This is a genomic window from uncultured Mailhella sp., assembly GCF_944324615.1.
In the GTDB taxonomy this organism is placed as follows: domain Bacteria; phylum Desulfobacterota; class Desulfovibrionia; order Desulfovibrionales; family Desulfovibrionaceae; genus Mailhella.
In genome coordinates this window covers 1-13,030 of record NZ_CALUWY010000026.1, presented here as the reverse complement: position 1 = coordinate 13,030, position 13,030 = coordinate 1, and the positions used below count along the sequence as shown (strand labels likewise).

Genomic DNA, 13,030 nt, shown 5'->3' with positions numbered 1-13,030 from the left:
GGCAGAAGGCCTGCCCCGGCAGATATTTCTGCTGTGCAGGCCTGCCTTTGTTCTGTGCCCGGCAGGGCTACCTTTCCCGGAGCATGCCGGAAGCCCCGCAAAAGGGGCGGAAGGGGCAAAGAGCGGTCTTGTGTTCCACCGCGGGAACAAAAATATCCGGGCGGAGCCTGCGCTCCCGCCCGGATGCGGTATGCATGCCGTCAAAGCGCCCGGGGCGCTTTGTTCACCTTACTTGATGTACTGGTTTTCCCACCTGGCCATGGTGCCGTCGGCCTTGATGCCGGCCATCCAGTCGTTCACGGCCTTGAGCAGGCTGGGGCATTCCTTGCTCATGAGCACGCCGAAGTGATTCTGCGTGAAGGGCTTGTCCACCAGAGGAGCGGCCACCTTGGGATTGTCCTTGACGTAGCGCACGGCTTCCATGGTTTCGGTGATCATGACGTCGGCCTTGCCTTCACCCACGAGGCCGGGGATTTCGGCGTTCTGTTCATGCATGATGAGCTGGGCCTTGGGCGTGGATTCCTTGGCGAACTTTTCGTTGGTGCCGCCGGGGTTGTACATCACGCGCACGGAAGGCTGGTTCACGTCGTCCAGCGACTTGAACTGCGCCGCCTTGGACTTGGTGACGAGGATGGTCTTGCCGAAGGTGAGGTAAGGATCGGACATGGCCATCACTTCCTTGCGGGCGTCGGTCACGGTGATGCCGCACATGGCCACGTCGAACTTGTCGGCCAGGGTATCGGCCTGAAGCGTCTTCCAGGTGGTGGGCACATACACAAGTTCCACGCCGAGCTTCTTGGCCAGGGAGGCGGCCATTTCCGCGTCGAAACCTTCGTACTTGCCGGTTTCCTTGTTCAGGTAGCTCATGGGCTTGTAGTCGCCCGTGGTGCCGACCAGCAGCTTGCCGCTGGCCTTGATTTCGTTCAGGCTTCTTGCCTCGGCGTCGTTCAGGGTGAGACCGGTGACGGCGGCAAGAATGACCGAGGCCGTAAGGAACTGTTTGAGCATGGGAGATCCTCCTCTTGGTTTGCGCTTTCATGGGGGAAAGTGTTCCTACACTAGGGGCAAAAGGGCCGTGATGTCCAGAGGCAGAGGCCTTTTCCCGTGCGGGAAAGGGTAATTTTCCTCTTTTTCCTGCCCTGTTGCGGTGGATTCCGGGAGTTTTTCCGCTTCCAGGCGGCCGGAAAGGGCAAAAAAAGAGCGCCGGCATGACGTCGGCGCTCTTTTTTACATGGCGTATGGTTTCTACAGCCAGCGGAACCAGTCCTTCCAGCTGCCCTGCTGATGTTCCCGCATGCTCTGGGCTTCTTCCTGGCGGTATTTCAGGTAGGCCGCCTCGCCCTTGGTCCTGGCGTATTCCGCCTCTTCCTTCACATCGGGGTAGGTGCGTACCACATGCTGGTAGCGCGTCCACGCGGCCTGATAGTTTTCCATGCCCCAGAACACGTTGGCGATGAACAGCTCGCGCTGGGCCAGCGTCTTCCGGCATTCGGCGATGCGGTCGGCGGCGTTCTTGCCGTATTCCGTATCGGGGTATTCCTGCTGAAGCCTGGTGAAGTATTCCAGGGCCTCATTGACCGCCGTGGCGGAATGGTCGATGGACGTATAGGATTTCTTCAGCGACATGCCGAGCTGGTAGAGCACATAGGGGATGGCTTCGTGACGGGGATGCAGGGTTTCAAAGTCCTTGTAGGCTTCCGCCGCCAGAAGATAGTCCTCCGCCAGATAGTGCGCGTCCGCGAGGGCCAGTTCGGATTCTATGACATAGGGGCTGAAGGGGAATTCATCCTTGATACGGGTGTAGTAGACGATGGCCTGGGAGTAATCCTTCTCCCGCATGGCATCGTTGCCGGCTTCAAAGATTTCCTGCACCGTATCGTCGGGCGGCGGCAGGAAATATTCATCCACCAGGGTGCATCCGCTCAGAAAGAGGGTGCAGGCAAGCACACCCATGACAAGCAGTTTACGCATTCCATTGCTCCAGATAGGACGAGGCCGCGGTCGCCGCCGTGGCACCGTCGCCCACGGCACTGCTCACCTGGCGGCAGCGCTTGGAGCGTATGTCGCCGGCGGCGAAGACGCCGGGAATGCTGGTGCACATTTCGGCATCCGTCTTGATGAATCCTGCGGCGTCGCGTTCGACTCCGGCGGGGAGATATCCGCTGATGGGCTCCATGCCCACATAGATGAAGATGCCCTCGGCGGTGATGACGCGCGTTTCGCCGCTGTCCACACGGCGCACGACGACGGAATCCATGCCGGCGTTTCCGCCGCGGATCTCATCCACCACACAGCCGGTCACAAGCTCGATGTTGGCCGCTTCGCGCACCTTGTCCTGATAGACCATGGCGCCGCGGAACGCATCGCGGCGATGCACGATGTAGACCTTGTTCACGATGCGGGAAAGGTACAGGGCCTCTTCCAGGGCGGAGTTGCCGCCGCCCACCACGACCACGTCGCGGCCGCGGTAGAAGTTGCCGTCGCACACCGCGCAGTAGGACACGCCGCGGCCGAGGAAGGTTTCCTCGCCGGGAGCTCCCAGCGTGCGGTGATGCGCGCCGGTGCAGGCCACCACGGTTCTGGCTTCGAGTTCTCCGCCTTCGGCAAGGGCGATGCGGAAGGTTCTGTCCTCCCGCGCTTCCACGGAAAGAACCTTGCCCCGCACACGTTCCACGGCATAGCCGGCAAGGTGCGCGTCGAAGAGGTCGGCCAGTTCCCAGCCCTTGATACCCTTGGGGAATCCGGGATAGTTTTCGATTTCAGCCGTGCTCAGTATCTGTCCGCCCGTGGCGGAAGTCTCCACCAGGGCCACGCTGAGACCGGAACGGATCAGATACAGGGCCGCGGTGATCCCGGCCGGCCCTGCGCCGATGACAGCGGCATCGTACAGCATCAGAAAGCCTTTTCAAGCATGGATACGAGGTGGGACTTGGCCACGGCGCCCGTGACCTGATCGACCACTTCACCGTCCTTGAAGACGATGAGGGTGGGGATGGCGCGAATGCCGAACAGGCTGGGAATTCTGGTGTTTTCGTCCACATTGACCTTGCACACGAGGGCCTTGCCTTCGTATTCGGCGGCCAGTTCCTCCACGATGGGGCCGATGCCGCGGCAGGGGCCGCACCAGGGGGCCCAGAAGTCGACGAGAACGGGAATGGAGGACTTGATGACGACGCTTTCAAAAGTGGCATCAGTAACTGCGGTGGACATGATGATCTCCTTCATGAAAATGGCTTACAGGGCGCGGGGACCTTTCCCGGCGTTCCCTTGTCTTATCACGAAAAAAAATGATGCGGAATGATTGTAGGGGCAGGGTATCCTGCTGTCAAGGCAGGGCCCGGAGAGTTTTCCAGTCCTGGGGAATGACCTGCCCGCGGGGAATGGCCGAAAGGGAAAGATCGTGCACGCGCCCGGCCCGGGCCATGTGCCAGCCCGCTTTGGCGATCATGACGGCATTGTCGCCGCAGAGGGAAAGGCGCGGAATGAACAGGGGAATGCCGCGCTTCTGCGCAAGAGCGGCGAACTTTTCCCGCACCACGCTGTTGGCGGCCACGCCCCCGGCGACCACGATGCTTTTGGGGGAAAAATGTTCCATGGCGCGCTCTGCCTTGATGGTGAGCGTTTCGGCTATGGCCAGCAGGTAGGAGGCCGCCGCGTCGCAGAGCTCCTGCGAGGCCTGATCCAGCCTTTCCTTTGCCGGGCTGTCGCCTGCGGGGAAGCGGGCCTCAGGGTGCTGGGAAAGCCAGAGCGCGCCCGCGGTCTTGAGCCCGCTGAAGCTGAAGTCGAGGTTGTCGTTGTGGGTGTAGGGCCGGGGGAAAAGGTGCGGATCGGCCGTGCCGCGCCTGCCCAGCGCGTCGAGCAGGGCGCCGCCGGGGTAGGGCAGGCCCGCGGCCTTGGCGAACTTGTCGCAGGCTTCTCCTGCCGCATCGTCCATGGTCTTGCCGAGAACCGTCATGTCCACGGGGCCGTCCATGCGGTAAAGATGCGTGTGCCCGCCGGAAATGAGCACGCCGAGGGCGGGCCAGAGAATCTCGTTTTCCAGCTCCGCCGCAAGAAGGTGCCCCTGAAGGTGATCGATGCCGATGAGCGGTATGTCGTGCGCCAGGGCAAGGCCCTTGGCAAAGGCCACGCCCACGAGCAGGCTCCCCATGAGCCCGGGCCCGCGCGTGACCGCGATGTAGTCCACCCCGGCCCACGGATCGGGGCCGAGACCTGCCTTTTCAAGGAGGCTGTCGAGAAGAGGCCCGATGAGACGGGCGTGCTCCCTTGAGGCAAGTTCCGGCACCACGCCGCCGAAAAGGGCGTGAATGTCGGCCTGGCTGGAAATTACGGAAGCGCGGACGCCGGAGTCGTCCACCAGAGCGAGGGCGGTTTCGTCACAAGAACTTTCTATACCCAGAACCAGCATGATGAACCTGAAATATGTGCGGTGCTGCCGCCTGTGAGAGTGTTTCGGGGAATGGTCACGGCAGAAGCCGCGTTCCGGAAGACAGGGAGCCTGCTGTTCCCTGCGGGGGGGCGTCTCATGCGCCCGGGCCCCGGAAAGGGAGCGGAGCCTGGAGTGTTCCGTCTTTTCCTGAGAGAACCAGCCGCGCGTCGGAATACCGGCGCGCGGCTGTATGAGAGTTATGTGTTATGAAGCGGGGAGATCAGATCTTGCCGCATTCCTTGTACACGTCGAGCACCTGATCCACGTCGTCGGCGGAACCGATGATGAGAGGCGTGCGTTCATGGATGGCGGTAGGCACCTTTTCCAGAATGCGCATCTTGCCGTCGACGGCCTTGCCTCCGGCCTGTTCGGCCAGGAAGGCCATGGGCGCGGCTTCGTACATCAGACGGAGCTTGCCGCTGGGATGCTTGGAGTCTTCGGTGTAGAAGAACACGCCGCCCTTGAGCAGGGTGCGGTGGAAGTCGGCCACCAGGGAACCCACATAGCGGGTGGAGCGGGGAGGCAGACCCGTGGGCCTGGAGAAGGAATGCACGGCCTTCTGCGTGGCTTCATCCCAGTAGTTGTAGTAGCCGTGGTTGGCGGAGTAGTACTTGCCCACGCGCGGAATCTGGATATTGGGATGGGTCAGCAGAAATTCGCCGATGGAGGAGTCGAGGGTGAAGCCGTTGACACCGTGGCCGGTGGAGTACACCAGCATGGTGGAGGAGCCGTAGAGGAAGTAACCGGCAGCCACCTGTTCCAGACCGGGACGCAGCAGCGCTTCGGTATTGAGTTCCCAGTAGTTCTGGGTGTCGGAACGACGGTAGATGGAGAAGATGGTGCCGATGCTCACGCCCACGTCGATGTTGGAGGAACCGTCCAGCGGATCGAAGAAGATGACGTAATGGCCGTGAGGTTCGTTTTCAGGAACGAAGAAAGGCTCGGCCATTTCTTCGGAGCCGACGGCGCAGACGGCGCCGGAGCTCTGCATCCTGTAGACCAGAGTGTTGTTGGCGAAGGTGTCGAGCTTCTGCACCTGTTCGCCCTGCACATTGACGGCACCAGTCGCGCCCAGAATATCCACCAGGCCGGCCTGGTTGACGTTTCTGGAAATGATTTTTGCCGAAAGAATAAGGTCGTGCATCAGCGAGGTGAACTGCCCCGTAGCCTGAGGCGACCATCTGCGTTGCGATGCGATAAGGTGTTCAATTGCAGTGACTTCAGACATATCCAGGCTCCTTGGTGTCGGCTCCGGTCTGTCGCATGTGGATATACGCGCTGCGGAAGGATCGGAGCTTCTGTTATTTGATGGCAGTTATACCATAAACAAGGACGAATGTGCAATAAGGCTCAATATACAATTCAGAGTCCATGCCGGCCTGAAAGGGACATTTCTAACGCAGAGGGGAGGCGAAAACCAGAGGCTTTCCGCCGAGATAGCGGGAAAACCACAGCATGGAGCCGTTTTCGTTGGTAAGAACACCGTCGGAATATTCCTTGAGATATTCTTCCCAGTTGATGGAAGCCATGGGAGTCGAGGAGTAGTCCAGATCGCCGGTCCAGATGAGCACGTCGGGAGAACGCACGATGATGTCACCCGGAGAGGAGGCGAAGGGCAGCAGGGCGCGGAAGTCGAAGGTGGCCACGAGCAGCACCTGCAGCTGATCTTCCTGCAGGAAGGGCCGTGCAAGGAGAATTTCCGGTCCGAGGGGGGTATCCTGCACGCTGGAGCGCAGGTCGCGGGGCAATGCCTTGGGCGCAAGTTCCAGAAGGGGCGAGTAGTCGAGCTGCTTGAGCGGCACGGAGGGGATGGACACGCCGAGAGTGCCGTCGGGCGCGACCATGGCCAGGCCGGAAAGCCACGGGAAGCGGCGCAGCAGGCTTGCCGCGGTTTCTCCGTCCGGCGGGGTGCCCAGAGCATCCAGCGCCTTTTCCAGCTTGGTCAGTTCTTCGTCGATGGGCATGACGCTCTGCACCAGGGCGCGCTGAGGATCTTCCAGCACGGTGCGCTCCTCGGTGTTCAGCGTGGAGGGGCGGTTGATGTGCGTATGATAGAAGGTCTTCGTCTCCTTATAGGCGCTTGTGACCTGTGCACAGCCGGAAAGGGCCAGCGCCGCGGCTGCAAGAAGACAGAGAAAAACGGGGAGTATGCGACTGCGCATGGTATCTCCTGCCGCGCATCAGGCGCGGGATTTGTTTTCCAGCCTGACGGCGAGCGTTTCCAGCATGTCCAGAATGCCGGAAGAGGCGGGAGCGGCGGGGGCGGCGTTGTCCGAGCCCTGCCGGAGGCTGTCGAGTTTCGCGTTCAGTTCCGCGCGCTCCTCGGGGGAGGCGCTGCTCTCCAGAAGTTCGCGGTAAATATCGGCCGCTTCCACCGTGGCGCCCTGTTCTTCCAGAATGCGCGCCATGGAGCGGGTGCACAGGGAGCTTTTCCCCTCCAGTGCGGAGCGGGGCACGGCGTGTGCGGCAGGATCGTCTTCGTCCTGCGGCTCTTTTTCCTGAGAGGCGGGGAAGAAAAGCTCCTGAAGGGCGGGAGAAAGGGCGGGCGCCTCCGGGGCGGGCTCGTCATCGTCGATGTCGTCGTCATCGGGAACGGCATCGAGGCTGTACCAGGGGGTGTCCTCGCTCATGATAAAGCAGGGCGCGGCCTTTCCGGCATCGGCGGGAGCCTCTTTTTCCCCGGCAGCGGAGGCAAGGGGGGCGGCGGGCGCTTCCGGAGCCTCGTCTGCCGGCTCCTCAGCCTTTACGGGGATATCTTCCGCCTGCTTTTCGTGCGTTTCTTCCTGCCGTGCTTCCCCGGCCTCCGCAGGGGAAGCCTCCGACGCCGCGCCCTTTTCTTCAAGGGCCTTCAGGCCCGCGCGGAACACGTCGGCCATGCTCGGCCCGCCTTCTTTAAAGGTCGCGCCGAAGAAAAGAAGCATGGCGGCGACATCGGGGCGCACGCCGGGGCGGCGGCTCCAGATGTCCCACAGGGCGGAGCATCGGGAAAGGGATTCGATGAGCGGCGCGGCCTCAAGAGCGGCCGCGTTTTCCTCGCCGGAGTCCCGGAGCAGGTCGATGAAGAAGAGCCGGGCCTCAAGATATTCCGGGTGCCGCGCAAGACCGGCCCGGAGAATGTCCAGAGCCTCGGTACGGCGGCCGTGTTCCGCAAGCAGGCGGGCGTACGGAAGAAAGATGCGGGAAGCGGGGTCGAGAGAGAGCACTTCCTGATACCAGAGCGCCTTTTCCGGCCGGGAATGTTCGGACAGGGGCGGATTCATGGAAGATGAGCCTTCATTCATGCTTGCTGTCCGTTCCTGCCTCAAGCCATGCGGAATTTTCCCTGCTTTTATCGAAGAGGTAGAGAATTTCGTTCTTTCTCACATAATTGAGGCGCTGGCGGATGACCTTTTCCACATAGGCGGGGTCGGTCTTGAGCAGGCGTATCTCGCGGGAGAGTTCGGCGCGCTTTTCATCGAGGGCGGCGAGTTCCTGGGTCAGTTCACTCTGCTTTTCCTTGAGCACGCGCCAGGTGTAAAGGCTGTGCGAACCCCACACAATGCGGCTGGCAAGCGCCACATTGAGCATGACGGCGAGGACGAGCAGGGAGAGCTTCCACCAGAAGGCTTTGTTGGAAATACGGCGATTCGTGGACACGGGTGCACCGGGAGAAGGCTAGTGGTTTTCCGCCAGATTGTCGCGCCACTGGCGATAGAACAGGTAGAAGTAGTTGCAGCCGGAGAAGATGGTGAGCACCAGCGCAATGTAGAGGATGACGGTGCCGATGAGGTGCACGGGCAGGCCCAGGAAGGGGAAGTGGATGAGCAGCGGCACCATGGCGATGATCTGGAACACCGTCTTCCACTTGCCGTACCAGTCGGCGGCGATGACCACGCCCTTGTCGGCGGCCACGGCGCGCAGGCCCGTGACGGCGAGTTCGCGCATGATAATGATGATGACGATCCACGCGGGCACCCAGCCGAGGCCCACCATTTCAATGAGAATGGAGCAGATGAGCAGCTTGTCGGCCAGGGGATCGAGGAACTTGCCGAAGTTCGTCACCTGCTTTTCGCGGCGGGCGATGTAGCCGTCGAGAAAGTCGGTGACGGCGGCCGCCACAAAGAGGAACATGGCGATCCAGCAGGTGTAGATGTTGGGGAAGTGGATAAGCAGAAGGATGGGCAGCACCGCCCCTATGCGCATCATGGTAATGCGGTTGGCCCAGCCCATTTTCCTGAAGATCTGCATGATATCGGAAAGAAACATCTCTCAACTCCCGCTCAAGGACATGTCATGGCTTAGGCCTTATCACAAACAGTGCCTGCGCGGCAAGGAGGAAGGCGGGGGCGCGCGGGGAAAAAGCGTCTTCTTCCGGAAGAATATAGCCGGAAAAACAGCCTGTCCCGGAGTATGGGGACGGAAAGAAAAATCTCCGTTCCAGCTTCTTGACTTGTGCGCCCAGTATGCGGAAAATATCTTCCGCCGCACCAAAAGGTGGCGCGGTCAGACCTTGGGCCCCGTGCCCTGAAAGGAATCCACCTTGTTCAGACGACAATCCATATATCGCTCTTCGTCCCGACGTTCCTCTTCCGGACTTTCCGTCATCGCCATGCTCGTCATTCTGGCTCTCGCGGGTGCGGGCGCGTATTTTCTCCTCCGCGACATGAGCGGTCCCACCGTGACCATGACGCCGGAACTCAAGGGCAGGGTGGGCCTTGCCCAGAACATCGAGCTCGACATGAGCGACAAATCCGGCGTGCAGTCTGTTTCCGTGACGGTGAAGCGGGGCGATCAGTCCATGACGGTGCTCCAGCAGACCTTCGCCACCCTGGAAACGCAGCGCAAGGCCTCGTTCAATCTTAAAGAAACGCGCCTTCCCGAGGGTGCCTTCGAGCTGGAAATCAAGGTGGTGGACGGCTCCTACGCCGGTTTCGGCCGGGGCAACGCCACCACGCTGAACCTGCCCCTGGTGCTCGATTCCCAGCCTCCGCGCATTGCGGTGAGAACCGGGCCTCCCGCCGTGTACCGCGGCGGCAGCGGCCTCATCGTGTACACCGTTTCGGAAGACGTGGAACAGACGGGCGTGCGCGTGGGAGATCTGTTCTTCCCCGGCTACAAGCAGGCGAACGGCGCCTATGCCTGCCTCTTCCCCTTCCCCATTTCCATCACCACGGGCAACTACCTGCCCGAGATCATGGCGCGCGACCTTGCGGGCAACGTGACCTCAAGCCGGCTTCTCGTGCGCGCCCTGAACCGCAACTACCGTTCGGACACGCTGAACATTCCCGAGTCCTTCCTTAATTTCAAGGCCGACGAACTCGCCCAGCTCTGCCCGGAAAAGAGCACGCCCCTGGATCAGTACCTCTGCTCCAACAACAAGGTGCGCGTGGGCAACGACGCAACGCTCATCGAGGTCGGCTCGAACCCGGCGAACAACTCTCCGCATTTTCTGTGGAAGGGCACCTTCCGCCGCCTGCCCCGCTCTGCGGTGAAGGCCAATTTCGGCGACTTCCGCACCTATGTGGACGGCAACCGGCAGAAGATCGACGAACAGACGCACATGGGGCTTGACCTTGCCTCCGTGGCTCACGCCGAAGTTCCCGCCGCGCAGGCGGGCCGCGTGGTCTGGGTGGACTATCTCGGCATACACGGCAACATGATCCTCGTGGAACACGGCATGGGCCTCATGACGCAGTATTCCCACCTCAGCGAATACAACGTGAAGGTGGGCGATACGGTGGAGGCCGGGCAGATCATAGGCCGCACGGGAACGAGCGGTCTTGCCGGCGGCGATCACCTGCACTTCGGCGTGCTGGTGGGCGGCGTGCCTGTTCAGCCCCTGGAATGGCTGGACCCGACCTGGGTAAAGAACAACATTACCTCACGGCTGAACATTTCCCTGTAAAAGATTCCTTGCCTCCGGGCGGGACCCATACACGGCCCTGCGGGGCGAAAGCTCCGCCGGGCCTCCCTTTTTTTCGTTTTCAAGGAGAGAGCCATGCCCCATAAAGGGCCCCACATTTCCATCTCGGCAGAATATGTGGTCAACCGCATACTCCGCATCAATCTGGATGAATTCGAGCGCTGGCCCCAGAGCGTGAGAGAGCTTGCCATCGATATAGCGGAAGAGCTTTTCCTCGTGGCGTACAACCCCTTCATTTCCGCAGGGGACGTGAAGAAAAGCGTCAATGAGCATTATCAGGCGGAATCTCCCTCCCTTGCCCATCAGTATGCCACGGCCATAAGCGAAGGCATCACCATGTTCTGGAGCGCCCACGAGGCGGAGCTGGAATTCTGCCGGGAACTCAAGGGCAGGCTTTCCTCCATCATGCCCGACGACTGCATTCTGCGCCGCCGGGGCGCGCTGGTGGCCGCAGCCACCGACGCCACGGACCTGCGCATGGAACTGCCTCTTCTGGTGGTGGAACCCGACACGCCGGAGCAGATCAGCGCGCTGGTGCGCCTTGCCAATGAAATGAAGTTCGCCATCATTCCCCGCGGCGGCGCTTCGGGGCTGACGGGCGGCACCGTACCCACGCGCAAGCGCACCGTGGTGGTGAGCACCACGCGCCTCACCGCAAAATCGGTGAACAAGGAGGCGCGCACCATGACGTGTCAGGCGGGCGTGGTCACGCAGGACGCCATCGACTTCGCGGCCTCCAGGGGCCTGCTCTTCACCGTGGACCCGGCTTCCAAGACGGCTTCCACCATCGGCGGCAACGTGTCGGAAAACTCGGGCGGTCCCTTCTGCTTCGAATACGGCACCACCATCGACAACCTTCTTTCCTGGAGCATGGTCACGCCCACGGGCGAGATCATCCGCATTGAAAGGGTGAACCACCCCGGCCACAAGATCATGCCCGACGAGGATGTGGTCTTCGAGGTGAAGGACCTTTCCGGCGGCATGCGCAACGTGGTGCGCCTCAAGGGCAACGAGGTGCGGCACGACGGTCTCGGCAAGGACGTGACCAACAAGCTGCTGGACGGTCTGCCCGGCATGCAGAAGGAAGGCATAGACGGCATCATCACCGAGGCCACCTTCATCCTGCATCCCAAACCCTCCCTTTCCCGCGTGATGGTGCTGGAATTCTACGGCACCTCCATGGTGCCTGCGGCGGAACTGGTGCGCAAGATCGTGCATCTGCGCGACAGAATACGCGAGCAGGGGGGAGACGTGCGCGTTTCCGCTCTTGAGGAGTTCAACTCCAAGTATGTGCAGGCCATCAACTACCAGCGCAAGTCCGACAGGCACGAGGGCAGCCCCATCTCCGTCATTATCGTGCAGGTGGACGGCAACGACGCCTATGTGCTGGACGACACCGTGCAGGCCATCTACGCCCTTGCCGGCGACGATCCGCACGTTTTTGCCGCCATTGCGAAGGACGACAAGCAGGCCGCCGAATTCTGGGAGGACAGGCACCGCCTTTCCGCCATTGCCAAGCGCACGTCCGGCTTCAAGATGAACGAGGACGTGGTGCTTCCCATCAAGAGTATTCCGGAATTCGCCCGTTATCTGGAAGCGCTCAACGTGGTGGCCGCGGCGGACGCCTACCGTTTCGCCCTTCAGGAACTTTCCCGTCTTCAGGGCTTCCCGCTGGAAGACCCGGCCTTCAATGAGGAATTCTCCTTTGCCTCGCACGTTGCGGCAAGCGACGAATCCAACATTGATCCTGCGCTGGTGGATGAGGATGTGGCCTCCCGGGCCGAAAACTGGCTCCTCGCCCAGAAGGAGCGTTTCCCCCGCCTGGCCTCCCGCGTGGACGGCATCATCGAATACATGAAGAGCAGCCGCATCGTGGTGGCGAGCCACATGCACGCGGGCGACGGCAACTGCCATGTGAACATTCCGGTGAACTCCAACGATCCGCGCATGATGGAGCACGCCGAGGATGTGGCCATGCAGGTCATGGCCAAGACGCAGGAGCTGGACGGCGCGGTTTCCGGCGAACACGGCATAGGCATCACCAAGATAGCCTTTCTGGATGCGAAGCAGATGGAGAGCCTGCGCGAGTTCAAGATGCGCGTGGACCCGCGCGATCTGCTGAACCCGGGCAAGCTCGTCACGCGCAAGCTGCCGGTGCGGCCCTTCACCTTCTCCTTCAACCGGCTCATTGCGGATATCCGGGAATCGGGCCTGCCGGACAAGGAATGCCTCATCCGTCTGCTCTCCCAGGTGCAGACCTGCACGCGCTGCGGCAAGTGCAAGCAGGTGTGCCCCATGGTGTACCCCGAGCGCTCCTTCCAGTACAATCCGCGCAACAAGAATCTCATTCTCGGCGCCCTTACCGAGGCCATCTATTATTCCCAGGTCACGAGCGGCAGGCCTTCCCAGGAACTTCTGGGCGAACTGCGCCATCTGGTGGAGCACTGCACGGGCTGCGGCCGCTGCACCTCCGTCTGCCCGGTGAAGATAGAATCGCCGGAAGTGGCCCTGAGCTCCCTTGCCTATGTAAAGCGCGAGGGCATGGGCGGCCACCCCGTCAAGGCGCAGGTGCTCAAGGTGCTTGCCTCCGATCCGGCGGGCAGGCTTCCCGCCTTTGCCAAGATGGCGGCCCTCGGCCAGAACGTGATGAACCAGTTCATTCCGCTGGTGCCCCGCGTCTGGCGCAGGCGCATGAGCAG

12 protein-coding genes are annotated in these 13,030 nt (G+C 61.5%); 2 read left to right on the top strand and 10 right to left on the bottom strand.

What is annotated here, in order from left to right; genetic code table 11:
• Nucleotides 1-228: 228 nt before the first annotated feature.
• The 10 genes from Q0K07_RS07305 to pgsA all read right to left on the bottom strand — a co-directional run bounded on the left by Q0K07_RS07305 (nucleotide 229) and on the right by pgsA (nucleotide 8,674).
• Complete coding sequence (locus tag Q0K07_RS07305) at nucleotides 229-1,008, bottom strand: transporter substrate-binding domain-containing protein (protein ID WP_294558092.1); 780 nt, start codon at nucleotides 1,006-1,008, stop codon at nucleotides 229-231.
• A 237-nt stretch (nucleotides 1,009-1,245) separates the two neighbouring features.
• Complete coding sequence (locus tag Q0K07_RS07300; RefSeq protein WP_294558091.1) at nucleotides 1,246-1,971, bottom strand: outer membrane protein assembly factor BamD; 726 nt, start codon at nucleotides 1,969-1,971, stop codon at nucleotides 1,246-1,248.
• Nucleotides 1,964-2,896 carry a thioredoxin-disulfide reductase gene (gene trxB, locus Q0K07_RS07295; RefSeq protein WP_294558120.1) on the bottom strand — a complete coding sequence of 311 codons (933 nt, stop codon included), beginning with the start codon at nucleotides 2,894-2,896 and terminating at the stop codon, nucleotides 1,964-1,966. The genes Q0K07_RS07300 and trxB overlap by 8 nt, the downstream gene beginning before the upstream one ends.
• Nucleotides 2,893-3,210: a thioredoxin gene (gene trxA, locus Q0K07_RS07290; RefSeq protein WP_294558090.1), complete on the bottom strand. Its 318-nt coding sequence runs from the start codon at nucleotides 3,208-3,210 to the stop codon at nucleotides 2,893-2,895. Before trxA ends, trxB begins: the two co-directional genes overlap by 4 nt.
• Before the next feature lie 115 nt (nucleotides 3,211-3,325).
• Nucleotides 3,326-4,408 (bottom strand): tRNA (adenosine(37)-N6)-threonylcarbamoyltransferase complex transferase subunit TsaD, encoded by a 1,083-nt coding sequence (tsaD, locus tag Q0K07_RS07285; RefSeq protein WP_294558089.1) that lies wholly within the window; start codon nucleotides 4,406-4,408, stop codon nucleotides 3,326-3,328.
• A gap of 241 nt (nucleotides 4,409-4,649) precedes the next feature.
• On the bottom strand, nucleotides 4,650-5,657 hold the full coding sequence (fbp, locus tag Q0K07_RS07280) for a class 1 fructose-bisphosphatase (RefSeq protein WP_294558088.1): 1,008 nt from the start codon (nucleotides 5,655-5,657) through the stop codon (nucleotides 4,650-4,652).
• Between the two features lie 166 nt (nucleotides 5,658-5,823).
• A complete protein-coding gene (locus Q0K07_RS07275; RefSeq protein WP_294558087.1) occupies nucleotides 5,824-6,591 on the bottom strand; it encodes a hypothetical protein in 768 nt (255 codons plus the stop codon).
• 18 nt (nucleotides 6,592-6,609) lie between these two features.
• Nucleotides 6,610-7,710, bottom strand: coding sequence for a hypothetical protein (locus Q0K07_RS07270; protein ID WP_294558086.1), 1,101 nt, complete (start codon nucleotides 7,708-7,710; stop codon nucleotides 6,610-6,612).
• Nucleotides 7,703-8,065 carry a septum formation initiator family protein gene (locus Q0K07_RS07265; protein WP_294558085.1) on the bottom strand — a complete coding sequence of 121 codons (363 nt, stop codon included), beginning with the start codon at nucleotides 8,063-8,065 and terminating at the stop codon, nucleotides 7,703-7,705. Before Q0K07_RS07265 ends, Q0K07_RS07270 begins: the two co-directional genes overlap by 8 nt.
• Before the next feature lie 18 nt (nucleotides 8,066-8,083).
• Nucleotides 8,084-8,674, bottom strand: a complete 591-nt coding sequence (pgsA, locus tag Q0K07_RS07260) for a CDP-diacylglycerol--glycerol-3-phosphate 3-phosphatidyltransferase (RefSeq protein ID WP_294558084.1) — start codon at nucleotides 8,672-8,674, stop codon at nucleotides 8,084-8,086.
• Nucleotides 8,675-8,948: 274 nt separating this feature from the next.
• Between pgsA and Q0K07_RS07255 the strand changes: the two genes are divergently transcribed.
• Both Q0K07_RS07255 and Q0K07_RS07250 read left to right on the top strand, forming a co-directional pair.
• Entirely contained in the window at nucleotides 8,949-10,313 is a 1,365-nt protein-coding gene (locus Q0K07_RS07255; protein ID WP_294558083.1) for a M23 family metallopeptidase, read from the top strand.
• Between the two features lie 93 nt (nucleotides 10,314-10,406).
• Nucleotides 10,407-13,030, top strand: a 2,624-nt coding sequence (locus Q0K07_RS07250) for an FAD-binding protein (protein ID WP_294558082.1), incomplete at its 3' end; no start/stop codon positions are given.